We start from the raw sequence: 19,560 nt of genomic DNA, 5'->3' as shown, positions 1-19,560 counted from the left end.
ATCACATGAATCTCCAGGGGAAAACCGCGCTCGTCACCGGCGGCGGACGCGACATCGGCCGCTCGGTCTCGATCGCGCTCGCGCGCGCCGGCGTTCGCGTCGCGATCAATTACAACAGCGGCCGCGAAGCCGCCGAAGATACGCTGAGAATGATCAAGGATGCGGGCGGCGATGCCTTTCTGATCCAGGCCGACGTCACCGACAGCGGCGCGGTCAAGGCGATGCTCGACGAGGTCGGCATTGCGTTCAGCGGCCGCCTCGACATCCTCGTCAACCTCGCGGGTGGCATGATCGCGCGCAAGACGCTGAGCGAAATGGACGAAGCCTTTTTCGACCAGGTCATGACGCTGAACCTGAAGTCGGTGTTCCTCGTGCTGCAGGCCGCGCAGCCCTTCCTCGGCGAAGGATCGTCGGTGGTGAACGTGTCGTCGCTCGCCGGCCGCGACGGCGGCGGCCCCGGCGCGTCGGTCTATGCGACCGCGAAGGGCGCGTTGATGACCTACACCCGCTCGATGGCGAAAGAACTCGGGCCGCAGGGCATCCGCGTCAACGCCGTCTGCCCCGGCCTGATCGGCACCAGCTTTCACGACATCTTCTCGAAACCCGAAGGCCGCGCCGCGACCGCGGGTAACACGCCGCTGCGCCGCGAAGGCCATCCCGACGAGGTTGCCGACACGATCGTCTATCTCGCGTCGCCGGCGGCAAGCTTCCTCGCCGGCGTCTGCCTTGACATCAACGGCGGGCTGGGCTTCTCCTGATGCGCCGGCTCGCCCTGACCGCCATCATGGCCCTGCTCGCGAGCGGGGCGCAGGCCCAGACTCGCGAGCGGACCGATGCGCCGCCGCTCGAGCCGTACAAGATCATCCTGGTCGGCGATTCGACGATGGCGCCGCACAGCGGCTGGGGCGGCGCGTTCTGCTCACGCCACGTCAAATCGTCGGTTGCGTGCGTGAACGCGGGTCGCGGCGGGCGGAGCACGCGCAGTTATCGTCAGGAAGGCGGCTGGGATATCGCAATCGCCGAGGCGAAGGTGCCGGGTTATCGCGGCACCTGGGTGCTGATCCAGTTTGCGCATAACGACCAGTCGAGCAAATCCGAACGCTGGACCGACGAAACGACCGAATTCCCCGCCAACCTGCGTCGCTTTGTCGAAGAGGTGAGGGCGGCGGGCGCGACCCCGGTGCTCGTCACCCCGCTGACCCGCCGCGAGTTCACGGACGGTAAGCTGAAGAATACGCTCGCGAGCTGGTCCGACCAGGTACGCGGCGTTGCCAAGGCGATGGATGTGCCGCTTGTCGATCTCAACGCGCTCAGCGCCGCGCAGGCGCAAAAGATGGGCGCCGAAACGGCGACCAGCCTCGCGCAGGAGTCGCCGACGGCGCAAGAGCTTGCCGCGGCGCAGGCTGGCACCACGTTGCCCGCGGCTCCCGCCCCGGCTTCACCGCCGCCGATCGAAGGCGACGGCGCGCGCGGACAGGTGACGCGCAAGTTCGACTACACCCACCTTGGCGACGTCGGCGCCGAAGTGACCGCCAAGCTCGTTACCGAGGCGCTGGCGCGCGCCGTGCCCGGGCTGGGAAGTCAGCTCGTTCGCTGATCGAAAGTGTATGGACAATTGGTTAGTCCAATTGTCCATACATCATGGTTGACAAAAGAACGTTAAACTCTGACAATATTGGTCAGAACAGAATCGACATATGGGAGAGACGAAGTGAATTCTCGCAATCACGCGCGCCTGCTGCGCGCCGCTTTGCTGACGAGCGCAGGCTCGACGTTGCTGATCGCCGCGATGCCGGTGATGGCGCAGGATGCGCCCGCTCCGCAGGTCGAAGGCGAAGAAGACGCCATCATCGTCACCGGGATTCGCGAGACGATCCAGAATTCGATCAACACGAAGCGTGCTGAAACGGCGATCGTCGATGCGCTGTCGTCGGATGATATCGGCGATATCCCGGCGATTTCCGTCGGGCAGGCGATCCAGACGATCACGGGGGCGACGACGCACCGCGAAAAGGGCGACGCGTCGGAAATCGCGCTGCGCGGGCTTGGCCCGTTCCTGTCGAACGCGACCTTCAACGGCCGCGACGCATCGAACGGCAGCGGTGACCGCTCGGTGAACTTCAACCAATTCCCGTCTGAGTTGGTCAACAACATCAAGATTTACAAGACCCAGCAGGCGAGCCTGGTCGAAGGCGGCGTCGCGGGGACGATCGAGATCGGCACGCTGCGCCCGCTCGATTTCGGCAAGCGCCGCCTGCAGGCCGATATCAAGGCGCAGTACAATCCTTACGGCGATCGCGTGATCGGATCGGGCGGGGGCGTCGGCTGGCGCGGAACGCTGAGCTATGTCGACCAGTTCGCCAACGACACGATCGGCATCGCAATCGGCGTCCAGCGCAACGACACCAACAATCCCGAAGAAACCTTTGCCGCAAGCTCCACCTGGACCGCGTGCCAGGCATCGCCGGTCGTCGCCAACAACAATTGCAATGAATTCACCCGCGACGAATATGGGCAGAATCTACCCTTCTACCTCGTCCCCAACGCGTATACGTTCCGCCAGATCAGCGAGACCGACAAGCGCGACGCGGTGTTCGGATCGATCCAGTGGCGCCCGTCCGACCAGTTCAACATCAACCTCGATGTCCAATATTCGGACCGGACCTTTGTCGAGAGCCGCCGCGACCTTAATCTGTCGGAGGGTCGTTATGGCCTGACGAACGTCATTTATGACGAAAATGGCATCGTCCAGAGCCTGAACGGGTTGACCTCACTCGAATCGAACGGGTCCGAGCTGTCGCGGTCAGAAGAATATCTGGGCGGCGGCCTGTCGGTCGAATGGCAGCCGAGCGACCGGCTGACCGTCACGCTCGACGGCAGCTATTCGCGCACCGTCCGCACCGAGATCGAACGTAACGTCCGCCTGCGCACCGACCCCACCGACGTCAACGGCGTGCGAACGGTCTTCAACAATATGCGCATTCCCTATACCTACGCGATCACGCCGGGCAGCTTCGTCCCAACGATCACGATCGACCCGCGCTTCGACCTCAACAACCACAATCTGTTCTGGGACGACGCGCGCTTCCGCCGCGACGAGAGCAAGCGGCGCAACGAAATCTACGCCGGCCGCTTCGACGTCGCCTATGAAATGGATGGCTTCCTCAGCAAGATCTCGGCGGGCGGCCGCGGGTCGCAGCTGACCTACCGCGACTATGATATGCGCAACGGCGACTTCAACCTGAACCCGGCGATAGCCGAGGACCGCCGCATCAATAACCTGTGCCGTCAGGCTTTTCCGCAAACCGACTATCTGTCGGCCGCCGATGGCAACAGCATCAACAGCTGGGCGACGTTCGACGTCGATTGCCTGTTCCGCGAATATATGGGCGCCGAAGATCCGGGTAACTTGCCGGACACCCGATCGGTCGCCAACCGCGACGTCACCGAACGCACGTTCGCGGGCTATGTGATGGCCGAATATGATGCCGATCTGGGCAATATGCCGATCCGCGGCAATGTCGGCGTTCGCGTCGTCAATACGCGCGTCATCTCCGATGGTCTGCGCAGCGACCTCAGCATCGTCACCAATCCCGACGGCTCGATCCGTCTCGTCACCTCGGGTGAATTCGACACCGTGACGATCAAGAGCCAGAACACCCGCATCCTGCCCAGCGCCAATGCGATTTTCGAGGTCGCGCAGAACACTTTGGTGCGCGCCGCGGCTTATCGCGCGATGTCGCGCCCCAATCCCAGCGCGCTCGGTGCCGGTCGCACGATCTTGCTCGAGGATGGCACCAGCTTTACCTCGGTCGAGGACGCGATCCGCAACATCACCGCCAACGGCAGTCCGCGTCTGAAGCCGTTGATGTCATGGAACGCTGACCTGGCGGTCGAATGGTATCCGAACAAGGACAGCCTGCTGTCGGCCACGGTCTATTACAAGCAGTTCTCCGGTGGCTTCCAGCCGGTGGTGTTCGACGAGGATTTCACGATCGATGGCCAAGCGGTGTCGATCCCGGTGACGCAGACGCGTAACAGCCCCGACAAGTCGCGCGTCTATGGCCTTGAACTGACCGCCGCGACGCGCTTCAGCTTCCTGCCCAAGCCGCTCGACGGGCTGGGCGCCAAGGTCAGCTACAATTACGCCAATTCGAACTTCAAGACGCAGGATATCCGGCTTGGCGATGTCTATGATCCCGAAACCGAGACGGTGTCGTCGGGCATCATCCCGCCGGCCGGCCTCTCGGGCTATTCCAAGCATGTACTGTCGGCGCAGGCCTATTACGAGATCGGTCCGGTGTCGCTGCAGGCGATCTACAATTATCGCGGCAAATATTTCCAGGATTTCGTCGGTGGCAACAGTCAGTTGCGCTATGTGGCGCCCAGCGAAACCGTCGATTTTCGTGCGTCGCTCGACCTCATGAAGGGCGTGTCGCTGCGCTTCGAAGCGCTCAACATCTTCAACGAGCCCAAGACGACCTATATGCCGGTCTATGGCAGCAGCCGCCAATATCATTATTATGGCGCGAAATATTTCATCGGCATCCGGGCGCGAATTTAGAACTAAGTTTGGTCATGGGCTTCAAACTTGTCATACCGGATTGTATGGACTTCCTAGTACCGACGCGGGGAGATGATTGACCATGGCCGAACGCCGCCTTTTCGAAGATGTTGTCGACACGATTCGGCGCCAGATTCTCGACGGAAGCTTTCCGCCCGGAACCCGGCTGCCAGGGGAGCGCGAGCTGTCCGAACGCTTCGAGGTGAGCCGGGTGACGATCCGCGAAGCCGAGATAGCGTTGCAGGCGACGGGCTGGATTCACATCCGCACGGGGGCGGGCGCCTATGTCGAGGCGATCCTGCCCGGCGACAATGCGATCTTGCCGAAGGTCAGCGCGTTTGAACTGACTGAAGCGCGTTCGCTGTTCGAGGCCGAAGCTGCGGCGCTTGCTGCGCCGACGATATCGTCGGAAACATTGGAGAAACTCGAAGAATTGCTCGAGGCGATGGCCGACGATAGCGCGAGCGAGGAAGAGATTAGCGCGATCGACCGCGAGTTTCACATGACGATCGCCGCGGCGTCGAACAACAAGGCGATCATTCATGTTATCGAAAGCCTGTGGCGGATGCGGATGGAATTGCCCGAGGTGCGTGTCAGTCACTCGCTGGTGTGCCGCAAGGACGGCAGCGCGCGTCAGGCCGAACATGCCGACGTCGTCGAAGCGTTACGCAAGCGCGACGGCAGCGGCGCGCGGCTCGCGATGCGCCGCCATTTCAATCGCCTCATCGAATCGATGCTCGACGAAACCGAAGAGCAGGCGCTGGTCGAACTGCGTCAGCGCTCGGCGGAAAGCCGCCAACGTTATCTGCTGACCGCCAAGCTCGCCTGATGGCTAGCCGGCGTCGTCCATGAGCGCCGGTTCGCGCGCGCAGGTCGCCGCCGCAGCCCTGTTTCAGGCACGATTGTCGGGCGTCGCCCTGCCGCATTTTCCTGCGCCGGTGCCGACGACGCTCGCCGAGGCCTATGACATTCAGCGCCGCCTGCGCGCGGCGTTGGGGGGTGCAGTACTCGGCTGGAAAGTCGGGCGCATTCCTCCGGCGCTGGTCGATTACTTTGGCGCGGTGCGGCTCGCGGGGCCGGTGCTGCGCATCGACGCGCTCGATGGCTCCACCCCCGGCACCGCCTCGATTTTCGGCGGCGGCGCCGCGGCGATCGAGTCGGAAGTGATGCTGCGGCTGAACGCGGTCCCTCAGCATATCCCCGCTACCGACGACGAAGCCTTCGCCTTCATCGACGACATCCGCGCCGGGTTCGAGGTTGCGAGTTCGCCGGCGCGCGACGTCCACGATCACGCGCCCTGTGGAATCATCGCCGACATCGGCATTAATAATGGCCTCCTGCTCGGGCCATCCCTCGGTCACGCCGATTTCTCGGCACTGATGGTGGAGACGCAAATCGACGGCGTGACGGTCGGGACCGGGCGAGCGATTGATGTGCTCGACGGCCCCTGGGGATCGTTCCGCTTTCTTGTCGATCTCCATCTGCGCAGCATCATCGAACTGGCGGCCGGGCAATGGATTTCGGCAGGCGCGATCACCGGGGTTCATCCGATTGCACTCGGCCAGACGGCAACCGCTCGTTTCGGTGATGGCGTCCAAATCGCCTGCATCGCCGCGGCGGAAGCGGGATTCAAAAAATGATGGCACCCCAACGGATTATCACCTGTTTCGGCGAGGTCGTCATGCGCGTCTCGGTTCCGCACGGCGAGTTGCCGCTGCAATCGGCGCGTTTCGAGGCGCATGTCGGCGGTGCCGAGGCGAATGTCGCGGTCGCGCTTGCCGCGCTTGGCCATCGCACCGCGATGATCAGCGCGGTGCCCGAAGGACCGATCGGCGACGGCGCTCTGGGCGAATTGCGCCGTCACGGCGTCGATGTCGGCCCCGTGCTTCGTCCCAAGGGCCGCATGGGTCTCTATTACTACCTCCCCGGGGGGCCGATGCGACCGGCCGAGGTGGTGTACGACCGCGCGGGTTCGGCATTCGCCGAAACCAGGCCGTGCGACTGGGACTGGGATCATCTGCTGGGCGGCGTCGACTGGCTGCATATGTCGGGCGTCACGCCCGCGCTAGGCCCGGACAGCGCCGAAGCTGCGCTCGAAGCGGTCGTTCGCGCGCGGGCGGCGGGGGTCGGCGTGTCGTTCGACGGCAATTGGCGCGGCCGCCTGTGGGACCGCTGGCCGTCCGACCCTCCGGCAATATTGAAACCCATCGTTGCGCAGGCGACTGTGCTGTTCGGTAATCATCGCGATGCGACGCTGCTGCTGGGCCGCGAGTTTTCGGGAGACGGTGAAGACCGGCGGCGCGAGGCCGCGCTTGCTTTGCTCGATCGCTTTCCTTCGCTTGAATATGTTGCGTCCACGGCGCGCGAAATTGTCGGCCCGGACATGCACCGGCTGACGGCCCGTATCGATACGCGCGACGATTGCGGGGCGACCGATCCCACCGTCGTGACGCCGGTGATCGACCGGGTCGGAACCGGCGACGCGTTCGCGGCGGGCGTTCTCGACGGTTTATGGACCGGGAAAGGCTTGGCGGACGCGGCGAAGCACGGCCTTGCCTTGGCTGCACTCAAACACGGGGTTCACGGCGATTTTGCGCCCTTCTCGCGCCCCACGATCGACCGCGCGTCTGACGTTGCGCGGGACATCGCGCGTTAGGGTAATCGCCATGCTGAGCGGCGCAGGTATGATATTCAACGCATTTGACCAGGATCAGATCGTTCGATTTCGGCCAGTTGCCGCGTTAGCCCGCGCTGCGTTCCACCGGCAGGCGCGCAACAATAGGGTGGCAAGCGGACGTTGCGAAATGCTTGCCGACGCGATATTTGATGAGGGTGCTCAGCGAGGGTTGAAAAGATGAAAGCATTTGCTTTGGCCGCTTGTGCCCTCCTGACAATGGCGTCCGGCCCCGCGATCGCGGAAACCGCAACGGTTAACGGAATTTCGCTCCACTACACCGTCGCGGGAACGGGTGAGCCATTGCTGCTGCTGCACGGTTTTGGCTCTTGTGCGGCCGACTGGGGCAGTATCGCGGAAAAACTATCCGCAACCTACAAGGTCATTTCCATCGATGCGCGCGGACACGGGCAGTCCACCAACCCGGGCGGCGTGTTCAGCCACGGTCAGGCTGCCGAAGATGTTCGTGCACTTCTGGATATATTGGGGATCAAGCAGGCGAGGGCCATTGGGTTCAGCACTGGCGGCATAACTCTTCTCCACCTCGCAACAGCTTTTCCTGACCGCCTCTCGAGGATGGTGGTTGTCAGTGGGACAAATTATTTTCCCGATGAAGCGCGCGCGATAATGCAATCTGCAGCGATGGAGAGCCTGCCGCCGGACGTTCTTGCCCGTTATCGACAATGCGCTAGTCGGGGGGAGGAGCAGGTGCGATCACTGGTCGGTCAGTTCCGTTCCTTGGGTTTTCGCGAAGATGATACGAACATCCAGGCCGCCGATCTCGCCAAGATCAAGGCCCGAACGTTAATCGTCCATGGCGACCGCGACATGTTTTTCCCCGTATCCATTCCGGTCAACATGTATCGGTCGATCAGTGGCTCTGCCTTGTGGATCGTACCCAATGGTGACCATTCACCCACGGCAGGTGCTGATGAAACAACCTTCGTCAACGAAGTCGCGGGATTCATGGCTAATTAGCGGGTCGCTGAGCCTGCTTTGTCGTGGATTTAATCCGTTGTTTCGCTTGCCAAACATGACGTCCGCCATCGCGCGTCGGCGTCCGGTGACGCTCGCATTGTCCTTCAGGAACATTCAACCGCATCCTGCTATTTTTAACCCGCTTCCGCAAACCAACGAACGGCGCCTAGATCCGCTCGATCACGATGGCCGACTCCATACCGCCCGCCTTATCGACCATTGCCGCGCCAATCTCAGCCATCTGAAATGCCCATGCTCGTTCGATTTCGATCCGGCACTACCGCGGCACGAGACCGGCAAGCTCTACAAGCAGGCGATCCGAAAGCGCTGTTGGTCCTGACGCAGCGGACTCTTGCGAACTACGATCAAAGCCGATTTGGGGATCGGTGCCGCCAATTTGCTCGAAGTAACGCGCTATTTCGTTCCCGGTGGTTGCTACCAATCCTCGTCCGGCACGGCATTTTCAGTTCCGACCAGGATGTGCATTCTTCCGACTCCACGGGCCGAAATCCCTAGCGTTTCCGCCTCAGTCAGCGCGGACAGGATATTCCGGCTTCCGCAGGAAAGCAGCAGATTGACGCCTTTGCCGAAACCTTCGGACGCTGCAGCGCGTAGCTCCGGCAGCTCTGCCAATCGATCCCGGAAGATGGCGATGTCGGTCACGTGATATTCCTTCGAGGCGGGAGAGGCTGATCGCATCGTCCAATGAATTAGTCGGCATTGGATATCTAAGCGTCAGGACAGCATAGACGCTTTCATCTTATGGAATATCGTGCGTCAGACGCACCTATCAATTGATTCACGTCGTTGCCGCGGCAAATCGTTCGATGTCGGCGATCTCAAATTTACGGCTGAACGCGGAAGCTTCGCAATCGGCCAATTGTGGCTGGCGGATCAGAGCAGCATAGCGCGAGAAAAACAGCGATTGATCGCGCTGCGCCTGAAATGGTGTTGCGTTCATATCGCAGGAAGCCAGAATCTGCTCATCAGGGGATGATCTGCGACAAATTGTCGGGCAGTAGGGGTCGTATGAGCATTGCCAATGATCAAGGGGCGCCGCGCCCGATGACTTCGACCTTCGGCACGCGGTTGATGCACTATTTCTATCCCGTTCATTACCAGCTGGGGATGGAGATGGAGCAGGCGATGTCGCAGGGGCGCGTCGATCGCATGCAGGCAGCGATGCTATGGATTATTCACGCAAAGGGCGCAGGTGGCTGGGTGGCGCGAAAAGATGTGTTTGAGCATCTGTCGCGCTGGTTCGAACTGAGCGAGGCGAAGATTTCACGGTTGCTGCGCGCCTTGTCGAGTGCCCCGCTGAATTTCATCGAGGTCGTTGAATCACCCGAATCGGCCCGACAGAAGATAATCCAGCTTACGTGTGAAGGCGCGCAATTTGTCGAAAGCATGACGGCCGCCGCCGTCGGGTATCTCGATCAACGCTTGGCGCATCTTTCGCCAGACGAGCGCGCCGAAGCGCTGGAGTTCATGTACCGCGTATTCATTCCGCCTGAGCCATTAAGCCCTGTGTCGCCACAAAATAGATAAGGCAATATAACATTTTCATCTTGAAAAGATTATGATCGTGTATCATGATCGGTTCTGACGAGCGCCCGTGAGACTCCGCAGCAAGCGGGAAGGGCCTCTTCGGGAGGATCATCATGTTGAAGCCGTTTCTGTGCAGCCAGACTGCCATCGCCGCGCTGTTGTTGGGGGCGAGCCCTGCCTTGGCGCAGGAGCAAGCCGACGCCGTGGCCAACGACGACGATATCGTTGTCACTGCCCAGAAGCGCGAAGAGCGACTGCAAGACGTGCCGGTGTCCGTCACTGTGCTCGGCAGCCAGACCCTGACCGCCAGCCGGATCGACAGCGGTACTGAAATTGCCCGCTTGGCGCCGAATGTCCGCGTCTCCGTCCTCGGCGATGAATCTCAGCCGAAGTTCGCGATCCGCGGCATATCGACCTCCGAATTCAATCTCAACGCCATCTCGTCGACCGGGGTGTTTTTCGACGAAGTCTATGTCGGCGCTTCATATCTTGGCGGGGCGCAGATTTTCGACATATCGCGCGTTGAAATCCTGCGCGGGCCACAGGGGACGTTGTTTGGCAAGAATACGACCGCCGGGGCGGTGAATTTCATCTCGCAGGCGCCGACCTTTGAAAATCAGGGCGTCGTGTCGGCGGGCTATGGCGAATATGATTATTTCGAAGTCAAGGCCGCGGGCGAAGCGCCGCTGGTCGATGACAAACTGTCGGTTCGCTTCGCACTGAACGTCGCGCATTCGGATGGCTATATCGAAAATGTTAACCCGGCCGGGCGCGACCTGTCGAACATCGACCGCAAGGGTGGCCGGTTGACGTTGGCCTATCGCGATTCCGAAAGCGGTTTCGATGCGACCTTGCGGCTGTTCGTGATCAAGAATGACGCGTACGCGATCGGCGCGATCAATACCGGCCTCGGCCCCGGCGGCACGAACGCTTTTGGCATCAACCCCCGCATCAACCCGTTCACTGGCGATCCGCTGACGCGCCATCAGGTCGCAACCGACCGATCGGGCGTGATCGAGGTGCGCGGTCAGGGCGGTTATCTGACGCTGAACAAGGATCTGGGGGCAGTGACGCTGACCTCTATCAGCAGCTATATCACCGGTCGCTTTCTCAACACCGTCGACGGCGACGGGAGCATCGCCGACCTGCTGCATATCGATTTCGGATCGCAGAACAAGGAGATGAGCCAGGATCTGCGACTATCGACCAACGGCGATGGGCCGATCAAGCTGATTGGTGGTCTTTATTATTATAAAGACGATATCGACATTAACACCAACTACCGGCTGTTCGGTGGCCCGACCGGGCCGCTCGCCTTCCCCGAATTGCGCCAGCTTTATAACCAGCAGCGCCGATCCTATGCTGCCTATATCGACGGGACTTTCGACCTGTCGGAGGCGCTCTCCATCTATGGCGGGCTGCGCTATACCGACGATAAGGGCGAGATTAACGATTTCCAGGTGACGCCGGTTATCCCGGTCAATCCGGCCTATTCCTTCCCGCGCTATCACGACAAGGAACCGACCGGACGCGTCGGCGCGCGGTTCAAATTCGGGCCGGATGCGATGATCTATGCGCAGTTCGCGCGCGGATTTCGCTCAAGCGCCTTCAATGGCGGTGCCTTAACGAACCCGGCCGACCTCAACGTCGCGCGTCCGGAGAAACTCGACTCCTATGAAGCGGGGCTCAAGACCCAGCTGCTTGACCGAAAACTCACGTTCAACACGTCGGTTTTCCAGTATAATTTCACCAACCAGCAATTTGCCAATGTCGTCGGCATCGGCAACGTCCAGTTGGTCAACGCCGGACGATCGCGTATCCGGGGGCTGGAAATCGAGACCGCGGTGCGGCCCGTCACGGGTTTGCAGTTCAGCGCCGGTCTGGGCCTGCTCGACGCCAAATATAAACAGCTGGTGCTCAACGGCGTCGACCTGTCCGGCAATCGCTTGATCGAGGCGCCAAAATACACGCTGAACCTCGCTGGCGATTATGCGATTCCGATCGGCGCCGACGGCGCGGTCACCCTGCATGGCGATGCGACGCGCGTCGGGTCGCAATATTTTCAGGCGACCAACGCGCCCGAATTTCTCGTTAAGGGCTTTTGGGACGTCAATGCACGCATCGCTTTCCGTGAGCCGTCGGGGCAATTCGAATTTGCGGTCTATGCGAAGAACCTGACCGACAATCGCACCGAAACCGGGGTGCAGACCGACCCCAATACGCTGACCCGCTTTTCGACCGTGCCTTACCCGCGCCGGTTCGGCGCTGAAGTGACGGCGCACTTCTGATGTCGGCGCGGCAAGGCGAACACCGCTTTCCACTGCGCCCGCGCGACGGCATCGCGCTGGAGGTGCGCCGATGGAGCGACGCGGCGCAGGCCCCGCGCGCGGTGCTGGTTGTCGCGCATGGCATGGGTGAGCATGCCGACCGGTATCGCGCGCCATTGATGCCAATCATTGCCGCCGGCGTTGTCGTTTACGCGCTCGACCATCGCGGCCATGGCGAGCGGGCGCGCCTGACCGACACGCTGGGCGATTATGGGCCGGGTGGATTTGCGGGAGTCGTCTCCGACCTCGTTGCTTTGGTCGAAATGGCGCGGGGTGAAAATCCGGGAGTGCCGCTGATCCTGCTGGGCCATTCGATGGGGTCGATGATCGCGCAGGCTTTTGTGCTCGATCATGCCGATTTGATCGACGCGCTCGTGCTGTCGGGATCGGGGGCGGTCGATGTCATTGCTGCTGCGGGCGCCGCTGACCCGGCGCTCTTCGCGGCGCTGAACACCCCCTTCGAACCCGGACGTACCGGCTTCGAATGGCTGAGCCGCGACGAGCGCGAGGTGGATTTATATTGCGCCGACCCGCTTTGTGGTTTTGCGCTGGTGCCGGAAAGCTTTGGCGACCTGTTCGGTCAGGGGGTGGCGTTGGCGGATGCGTCCCGTATCGCGGCTATCCCGAAGGATCTGCCCATTTGGATCGCATCCGGCGACGAGGACCCGCTCTATTCGATGCTCGGCGCGGTCGAGCCGCTGATCGACCGCTATCGTGCGGCGGGACTGACGGTTGACGCGCATATCTATCCGGGTGCGCGGCATGAGATACTGAACGAAATCAATCGCGATGAGGTGGTCGCCGATCTTCACCGCTCGATCGACGCCGTGATCGTGCGCTAGAGCATGAGCCATTGTCGCGAATCGTCATTGCGAGCGGAGCGAAGCAATCTCCAGCGATCGACCTTGAAGTTAGGCCGATAGCTGAAGATTGCCGCATCGCTTCGCTCCTCGGAATGACGAGAATATCGAGACAAGGTACCCAAGCGTCAAAGCCGGAACACCCCATAATGCGGCGTCGGATCGATCGGTGCATTAAGCGCGGCGCTCAGTCCGATTCCCAGGGCATTACGCGTATCGACCGGATCGAGAACGCCGTCGTCCCATAGCTCGGACGTCGCATACCAAGCGCTGGCTTTTTCCTCATATTCGGCAATCACCGGATCGCGGATCGCGGCAATTTCCTCTTCGGACAGCGTCAGCCCTTCGCGCTCGAGCTGGCGGATCTTGACGTCGGTCAATACCCGTGTCGCCTGTTCCGCCCCCATAACGCCGACCTGTGCTTGCGGCCAAGAGAAGAGCAACCGGCTGTCAAAGGCGCGCCCCGCCATGCCGTATGTCCCGGCACCGAAGCTGGCGTTCACATTGACGGTGAATTTGGGCACGCTGGCGCCCGCGACCGCCATGATCATCTTGGCGCCGTCCTTGGTGATCCCGCGCCGCTCATACTCCTTGCCGACCATGAAGCCGGTGATGTTCTGAAGGAATAACAAGGGTGTGCGGTCCTTGTCGCACAGGGTGATGAAATGCGCGCCCTTCAGCGCGCTGTCGGACAACAGCACGCCGTTGTTGGCGAGGATGCCGACCTTCATTCCCCAAATCCGGGCAAAGCCGCACACCAGTGTGGTACCGAACGCCGGCTGATATTCATGGAAGCGGCTGCCATCGACCATCCGCGCGATGATTTCGCGCATGTCGAACGCGCTGCGCGGATCGCGGGGCAATATGCCATAGATTTCGGCGGGATCGTAAGCGGGCGGCTCAGCGTCGATGCTGTCGATGACAGTCTTGGTTGGGGTCGAAAGCGTCCCCATGATCTCGCGCGCGATCGCGATGCCGTGCGCTTCCGACGCCGCCGGGTAATCGGCGACCCCCGAGACCGATGTATGCATCGCCGCGCCGCCCAGCTCCTCGACGGTGACGATCTCGCCGGTCGCCGCCTTGACCAGCGGCGGACCGCCAAGGAAGATCGCGCCGGTGCCCTGCACGATCACCGAATAATCGCTAAGCGCGGGGATATAAGCGCCGCCCGCCGTGCAATGGCCGAGCACGACGGCGATCTGCGGCACGCCCATTTTGGACAAGATCGCCTGGTTGCGGAAAATCCGCCCGGCATGCTGGCGGTCGGGGAAAAATTCGGCCTGTAGCGGGAGGAAACCACCGGCGCTGTCGCACAGGTGGATGATCGGCAGACGGTTTTCGATCGCGATGTCGAGTGCGCGGACGATCTTCTTGACCGACAGCGGATACCAGGCGCCGCCCTTGACCGAAGAGTCGTCGGCATGGACGACCACTTCGCGCCCCGCAACGATGCCGATGCCGGTGAGCTGCCCCGCGCCGGGTACCTCGCCGCCATAGGCCGCATTGGCGGCGAGCGTCGAGAATTCCAGAAAGGGCGTGCCCGGATCGAGCAGCAGGTCAAGCCGCTGGCGGATGGTCAGCTTGCCCTGCCGCGCCAAGCGGTCGAGGTCGCGCTGTGGCCGATTGTTGCGGGCGACCGCCTGCCGGGTCTGCAATTCCTTGGCGAGCGCGAGGTTGTGCGCGGCATTGGCCTGGAAGGCATCGCTACCGACGCGAATAGTCGATTCCCACCTGCGCATCAGGATGCTCCCTGGATTTCAGCGAGCACCGCATCGCGATCGAAACTTTCGCCGGGGGCGAAATGGATTGCCGTGATCGTGCCGTCGATCCCCGCGACGATCGTCGTTTCCAATTTCATGCTTTCGATCACCAGCATCGGATCGCCAGCCTGAACCGAATTGCCGACTGCGGCGGCGACCGATACCACCAGCCCCGGCATCGGCGCGCGCGCTATGCCGCCCGCAAGACCGCCATCGGCGGCGTCCGCCAAATAGGCGACCGCGTCGCAAAGCTCGACCCGGTGGGTCCGCCCCGACAGCTTTACCCACAACACCGCGCCATCGCGTAAAACTGCGATATCGTGGCGCTGGTTGTCAACAATCAGCTGGCCTTCTTCAATGCCGATGCGCCGCCCGTCGGGCAGGCGCGGTCCGGGGTGGATCGTGAAAGGCTCAACCACGCCGTCGATGTCCAGAAAGCCACGCATCAGTTGCGCCACTCGCCGATGGCGGCGTGCAGCGGTGCAACGCGGGCCAGTTGGCGTTCGACGTCTGGGAGCAGGAACGCGGCGAGTGCGTGCAGCGCATCTTGGTCGGCGGGATCAATCGGTGGATCGGCGAGAAGCTCGCCGAGCTCGCCGATCAGGCCGGTGTGCAGCCGTCCCGCCGCCACTTCGGGGTGTCCCAGCAAGCGTTCGAGATAGGCCAGATTGGTGCGCAGGCCGAACAGCGTTGTGCCATCCAGCGCCGCTCGTAGCCGCGCAATCGCTTCGTCCCGTGTCGCGCCATGGGCGATCAGCTTCGCCAGCATCGGATCGAACGCGACGCCAATATCGGCACCTTCGCTCACGCCGCTGTCGAGCCGCACGCCTGCGCCGTTCGGCACGTCGAAGCGCAGCAGGCTGCCATTGGTCGGAGCGAAATCGCGTGCCGGATCCTCGGCATAAAGGCGCGCTTCCACGGCATGGCCCGACAGCTTGATATCGTCCTGCGCCCAAGGCAGCCGCTGACCCGCCGCGATGTCCAGCTGTGCCGCGACCAAGTCGATACCGGTCACCATTTCGGTGACGGGATGCTCGACCTGAAGCCGGGTGTTCATTTCAAGGAAGTAGAAATCGCCGTTGGAATAGATAAATTCGACCGTTCCGGCACCGCGATAATCGACAGCGTGTGCGATCCCCGCCGCGACGTCGCAAATCGCCGACCGCTCGTCCGCATCCAAGGTGGCCGAAGGCGCTTCCTCGATCACCTTTTGAAAGCGGCGTTGCAGCGAACATTCGCGCTCGAACAGATGAACGACGCCGCCCTGGCCATCGCCCAGCACCTGCACCTCGATATGGCGTGGATTTTCGACATATCGTTCTGCGAATAGTCGTCCGTCGCCGAAATAGCGCTGCCCTTCGGAGCGCGCGCGCTCAATCTCGGCATCGAGCAGCGCGAGGTCGCGGACGATCCGCATCCCTTTGCCGCCGCCACCCGCCGAGGGTTTTAGCAACAGCGGCGCGCCAACCGCGCGGGCGCGTTCGGCAAAGCTCCCGGGGTCGTCGTCCTCGATCGCCGAGGGCGCGACCGGGAAACCGCGATCTTCCACAAATCGCCGCGCGCGAACCTTGTCGCCCATAAGCGTGATGGTGTCAGCCTCGGGCCCGATCCAGACAATCCCGGCAGCTTCCACCGCCGCCGCAAAATCGGAATTTTCAGAGAGAAAGCCGTAGCCCGGATGTATCGCCTCGGCGCCCAGTTCCTTTGCGGACGCGATGATTTGCGCGCCGTTGAGATAGGCCGCGACCGGGGTCGGGCCGTCGATCCACGCCACGGCGTCGGCCATCGCAACGGCGGGCGAGCCGCTGTCGATACGATGCGCGACGAGCAACCCGCGCAGCCCGCGCGCCTGCACCGTGCGCAAGATGCGCACCGCAATCTCGCCGCGATTCGCGACCAAGACGCTGCCAAACGCCGTCAACGCGATGCCTCTGCCACATGGAAATTTCCAAGCCGCATCCCGCCGTCGCAATCAAGAATGGTCCCGGTCACAAAGGCCGCGGCGTCGCTGCACAGATAGGCGACGGCATCACCGATTTCGCGGCCTTCGCCCAGCCGGTGCATCGGCAAATCTTCGACGATCGCGTCGGTCAGCGCGTCGTCTGCCGCCATGCGCGCGAGTCCCTCGGTACCGGCGATCGGCCCCGGCGACACGGCGTTGACGCGAATGCCAAATTCGCCCCATTCGAGCGCGAGACAGCGGGTCAGCATGTCGATCCCCGCTTTGGCCGAGCAAGCATGCGCCTGGTTGCGCATCGCGCGCTGCGCCTGCGGCGCCGATATATTGACGACCGCCGCCCCGGGCTGGCGCAGGTGCGGAAAGGCGGCCTTGATAACGTTGAAGGTGCCGATCAGGTCGATGTCGATAATCGTCTTGAAGGCGTTGGCGGACATGTTCACTGCGGGGGCGAAAAAATTCCCGGCGGCGCCCGACACTAAGATGTCGAGCGGACCGAGCCGGTCTGCGGCCTGCCCAGTGAGTTCGGCCATTAGCTGCGGGTCGCGCACATCGCCCGCCAGCGGCATAGCATCGAGCCCTTCGCTGCAAAGCATCGCAGCGGCGGCTTCGATCTTTTCGGGCGTGCGGCTGAGGATCGCCAAGCGCGCGCCCATTTCGCCGAGACGGCGTGCGATGGCGAGATTGATCCCGCTCGACGCGCCGGTGATCAAGGCGGTTTTGCCTGCCAACATCATACTATTCATCCTGTCCATAGGGCGGCGCGCGGTGGGTCCACAGTTCACCCGACAGCGAACCGCCGCCATCGATGGTGAGCGTTGCGCCGGTGATATAACTTGCGGCGCTGCTGCCGAGGAAGGCGATCGCCTGGGCAACTTCGAATGGATCGCCGCTGCGGCGCTGCGGGTTGGCGTCGACAAAATGGGCGCGCGCCTCGTCAGGATAGCTGTCGAGCCCGGCGGTCGCGATCAGCCCGGGGGCGACGCAATTGACCCGGATGCCATGCTCTGCCCATTCGACCGCCGCAGTGCGGCTGAGGTTAATCACCCCGGCGCGCGCCGCACTCGAATGGGCGATGCCGGGCATGCCGCGCGCGTTCGCGGCGACGAGGTTGACGATGGCGCCACCGCGCTGCGCCGCGATCCAGCTTTGGGCCGCCGCCTGCATGACCAGCCACGGACCGGTGAGGTTGGTCTCGATTACCGCGCGCCAGCCCTTGGGGCGGAAGTCAGCCATCGCCTGCGCGAATTGCCCACCGGCGTTGTTCACGACGAGATCGAGCGTGCCAAATTCGGCAGCAATGCGAGCGAAGAGGGCGGCGATGGCATCTTCGTCGCGAATGTCGGCGACCATGCCAAATCCATCATGACCGGCATCGCGCAGCGCCGCTTCGGTCGCGGCCAATCGTTCGGGCGTTCGTCCGCAAAAGGCCACCCGGGCGCCGAGTCGAGCGAGCAGCCACACCGTCGCCGCGCCGATGCCGCTGCCACCGCCGGTAACCAGTACCACCTTGCCTGCATACAGGCCGTCCGCCAGCGCGTAGGGCGCGTCGGTGGGGGAGGCGTTGGCGGTCGACTGTCGGGTCATCGCAAGAGCTCGCCCGCGATGATGAGTTTGCGCACCTCGGTCGTCCCCGCGCCAATTTCCATCAGTTTGGTCGATCGGAACAGCCGGTTGATTTCGGATTCCCAGATATAGCCGGCGCCGCCATGGACCTGAACCGCATGATCGAGGACGCGATTGGCGGTTTCGGCAGCATAATGGACCGACGCTGCGGTCAGCGCGTGGATACGACCGCGGCCGCCTTCGCCGCCCGCAATCTTGGTGCATTCGGCCAGCACCTGCCAGGTGAAACCGCGCATCGTTTCGATCGCGACATACATATCGGCGATATGGGCCTGGACCAGCTGGAATTCGGCGATCGGTTTGCCGAATTGCTGGCGGGTCTTGGCATGCTCGATCGTGAGTTCCAGCGCGCGTTCGCAAATGCCGAGACAGATCGGCGCGATCATTGCGCGTTCCAGGTCGAGCCCGCTCATCACCACCGCGATCCCGTCATTCTCGCCGCGCAAGCGGTTGGCCGCGGGGACGCGGCAATCTTCGAGCACCAGCTCGGCAGTCTGGCTGCCGCGATAGCCCATCTTCACCAGCTTCTGCGCAACCTTGAAGCCCGGGCTGTTGGTGGGAACAACAAAGGCAGAGATGCCGCGTTGCCGTGCCGCCGGATCGGTCTTGGCATAAACGAGCACGACATCGGCGACGGGTCCGTTGGTGATGTAAAGCTTGGTGCCGTTGAGGATATAATCGTCGCCATCGCGCACCGCGGTCGTGCGCATCGACCCGAGCGCGTCGGACCCGGCACCGGGCTCGGTCAACCCGAGCGCGCCGATCCATTCGCCGCTGGTCAGCTTGGGGATGAAGCGCGCGCGTTGTTCATCGTCTGCATTGGCTTCAATATTGTTGAGGCACAGATTTTCATGCACCACCCAGCTGAGCGCAAAGGCGTGGTTCCAGCGCGCAAACGCTTGCGCCACCAGTCCCGCGGCGAAAATATCGAGGCCGGCGCCGCCGTAAGCCTCGGCGGCGGTCAGTCCCAGATAGCCATGCGCGGCAAGTCCCCGGAACGCGGTATCAGGCCACCATTCCTCATCGTCCATCCGGCGCGCCAGCGGCGCGAGTTCGGATCGCGCGAAACGGTCCGCCTGGTCGAGCATTTCGCGGTGCGTGGGGCCGAGCGCCGTGCTCCATCCCCCGTTCGATTCCTTGGCGTCCATGATGTGTCCGTCTCCCCAACAAGGGCTAGCAGCGTTTGATTATAGTAACAAGACCTTACGGTTTATCGGTTTACTAATCTGCTGTGCCGCTCTAGATTTACGGAGCGCAGGGAAGGGA

General features: G+C 62.5%; 19 protein-coding genes. 11 read left to right on the top strand and 8 right to left on the bottom strand.

Annotation, left to right across the window (positions count from 1 at the left end):
• Positions 1 to 5: 5 nt before the first annotated feature.
• From ACQY6T_RS07930 to ACQY6T_RS07895, 8 genes are all read left to right on the top strand, one after another.
• Positions 6 to 758 carry an SDR family NAD(P)-dependent oxidoreductase gene (locus ACQY6T_RS07930; RefSeq protein WP_428630113.1) on the top strand — a complete coding sequence of 251 codons (753 nt, stop codon included), beginning with the start codon at positions 6 to 8 and terminating at the stop codon, positions 756 to 758.
• Positions 758 to 1,597, top strand: coding sequence for a rhamnogalacturonan acetylesterase (locus ACQY6T_RS07925; protein WP_428630111.1), 840 nt, complete (start codon positions 758 to 760; stop codon positions 1,595 to 1,597). The genes ACQY6T_RS07930 and ACQY6T_RS07925 overlap by 1 nt, the downstream gene beginning before the upstream one ends.
• A 114-nt stretch (positions 1,598 to 1,711) precedes the next feature.
• Entirely contained in the window at positions 1,712 to 4,564 is a 2,853-nt protein-coding gene (locus ACQY6T_RS07920; RefSeq protein WP_428630109.1) for a TonB-dependent receptor, read from the top strand.
• Between the two features lie 82 nt (positions 4,565 to 4,646).
• Positions 4,647 to 5,393: a FadR/GntR family transcriptional regulator gene (locus ACQY6T_RS07915; RefSeq protein WP_428630107.1), complete on the top strand. Its 747-nt coding sequence runs from the start codon at positions 4,647 to 4,649 to the stop codon at positions 5,391 to 5,393.
• A gap of 19 nt (positions 5,394 to 5,412) precedes the next feature.
• Positions 5,413 to 6,204, top strand: coding sequence for a 2-keto-4-pentenoate hydratase (locus ACQY6T_RS07910; RefSeq protein ID WP_428630105.1), 792 nt, complete (start codon positions 5,413 to 5,415; stop codon positions 6,202 to 6,204).
• A complete protein-coding gene (locus ACQY6T_RS07905; protein WP_428630103.1) occupies positions 6,201 to 7,220 on the top strand; it encodes a sugar kinase in 1,020 nt (339 codons plus the stop codon). Before ACQY6T_RS07910 ends, ACQY6T_RS07905 begins: the two co-directional genes overlap by 4 nt.
• Before the next feature lie 198 nt (positions 7,221 to 7,418).
• Positions 7,419 to 8,216: an alpha/beta fold hydrolase gene (locus ACQY6T_RS07900; protein ID WP_428630101.1), complete on the top strand. Its 798-nt coding sequence runs from the start codon at positions 7,419 to 7,421 to the stop codon at positions 8,214 to 8,216.
• A 55-nt stretch (positions 8,217 to 8,271) separates the two neighbouring features.
• On the top strand, positions 8,272 to 8,556 hold the full coding sequence (locus ACQY6T_RS07895) for a hypothetical protein (RefSeq protein WP_428630100.1): 285 nt from the start codon (positions 8,272 to 8,274) through the stop codon (positions 8,554 to 8,556).
• 95 nt (positions 8,557 to 8,651) lie between these two features.
• On the opposite strand, the gene ACQY6T_RS07890 is transcribed toward ACQY6T_RS07895, so the two are convergent.
• Positions 8,652 to 8,879, bottom strand: coding sequence for a hypothetical protein (locus ACQY6T_RS07890; RefSeq protein ID WP_428630098.1), 228 nt, complete (start codon positions 8,877 to 8,879; stop codon positions 8,652 to 8,654).
• A gap of 136 nt (positions 8,880 to 9,015) precedes the next feature.
• The gene (locus ACQY6T_RS07885; protein ID WP_428630096.1) at positions 9,016 to 9,177 is read right to left on the bottom strand and encodes a hypothetical protein; all 162 of its coding nucleotides are present in this window, start codon (positions 9,175 to 9,177) and stop codon (positions 9,016 to 9,018) included.
• A gap of 68 nt (positions 9,178 to 9,245) precedes the next feature.
• On the opposite strand from ACQY6T_RS07885, the gene ACQY6T_RS07880 reads away from it, so the two are divergent.
• The 3 genes from ACQY6T_RS07880 to ACQY6T_RS07870 all read left to right on the top strand — a co-directional run bounded on the left by ACQY6T_RS07880 (position 9,246) and on the right by ACQY6T_RS07870 (position 12,933).
• Complete coding sequence (locus tag ACQY6T_RS07880) at positions 9,246 to 9,764, top strand: MarR family winged helix-turn-helix transcriptional regulator (RefSeq protein WP_428630094.1); 519 nt, start codon at positions 9,246 to 9,248, stop codon at positions 9,762 to 9,764.
• A gap of 113 nt (positions 9,765 to 9,877) precedes the next feature.
• Positions 9,878 to 12,052 carry a TonB-dependent receptor gene (locus tag ACQY6T_RS07875; RefSeq protein WP_428630092.1) on the top strand — a complete coding sequence of 725 codons (2,175 nt, stop codon included), beginning with the start codon at positions 9,878 to 9,880 and terminating at the stop codon, positions 12,050 to 12,052.
• Positions 12,052 to 12,933, top strand: a complete 882-nt coding sequence (locus ACQY6T_RS07870) for an alpha/beta fold hydrolase (protein ID WP_428630090.1) — start codon at positions 12,052 to 12,054, stop codon at positions 12,931 to 12,933. Before ACQY6T_RS07875 ends, ACQY6T_RS07870 begins: the two co-directional genes overlap by 1 nt.
• Positions 12,934 to 13,079: 146 nt before the next feature.
• Here the strand turns inward: ACQY6T_RS07870 and ACQY6T_RS07865 are convergent, their stop codons facing one another.
• From ACQY6T_RS07865 to ACQY6T_RS07840, 6 genes are read right to left on the bottom strand one after another with little or no spacing between them, the layout of a single operon-like run.
• Complete coding sequence (locus ACQY6T_RS07865) at positions 13,080 to 14,690, bottom strand: acyl-CoA carboxylase subunit beta (protein WP_428630089.1); 1,611 nt, start codon at positions 14,688 to 14,690, stop codon at positions 13,080 to 13,082.
• Positions 14,690 to 15,157: an acetyl-CoA carboxylase biotin carboxyl carrier protein subunit gene (locus ACQY6T_RS07860; RefSeq protein WP_428630087.1), complete on the bottom strand. Its 468-nt coding sequence runs from the start codon at positions 15,155 to 15,157 to the stop codon at positions 14,690 to 14,692. Before ACQY6T_RS07860 ends, ACQY6T_RS07865 begins: the two co-directional genes overlap by 1 nt.
• Positions 15,157 to 16,611 carry an acetyl-CoA carboxylase biotin carboxylase subunit gene (locus ACQY6T_RS07855; RefSeq protein WP_428630086.1) on the bottom strand — a complete coding sequence of 485 codons (1,455 nt, stop codon included), beginning with the start codon at positions 16,609 to 16,611 and terminating at the stop codon, positions 15,157 to 15,159. The genes ACQY6T_RS07860 and ACQY6T_RS07855 overlap by 1 nt, the downstream gene beginning before the upstream one ends.
• A 17-nt stretch (positions 16,612 to 16,628) precedes the next feature.
• On the bottom strand, positions 16,629 to 17,405 hold the full coding sequence (locus ACQY6T_RS07850; protein WP_428630084.1) for an SDR family oxidoreductase: 777 nt from the start codon (positions 17,403 to 17,405) through the stop codon (positions 16,629 to 16,631).
• 1 nt (position 17,406) lies between these two features.
• On the bottom strand, positions 17,407 to 18,255 hold the full coding sequence (locus ACQY6T_RS07845) for an SDR family NAD(P)-dependent oxidoreductase (RefSeq protein ID WP_428630082.1): 849 nt from the start codon (positions 18,253 to 18,255) through the stop codon (positions 17,407 to 17,409).
• A complete protein-coding gene (locus ACQY6T_RS07840) occupies positions 18,252 to 19,442 on the bottom strand; it encodes an acyl-CoA dehydrogenase family protein (protein ID WP_428630080.1) in 1,191 nt (396 codons plus the stop codon). Before ACQY6T_RS07840 ends, ACQY6T_RS07845 begins: the two co-directional genes overlap by 4 nt.
• Positions 19,443 to 19,560 lie beyond the last annotated feature (118 nt).

Source organism: Sphingopyxis sp. (assembly GCF_965279725.1).
Classification (GTDB): domain Bacteria; phylum Pseudomonadota; class Alphaproteobacteria; order Sphingomonadales; family Sphingomonadaceae; genus Sphingopyxis.
Note: the sequence above shows the minus strand (reverse complement) of the source record. Positions and strands in the feature narration are given on the sequence as shown.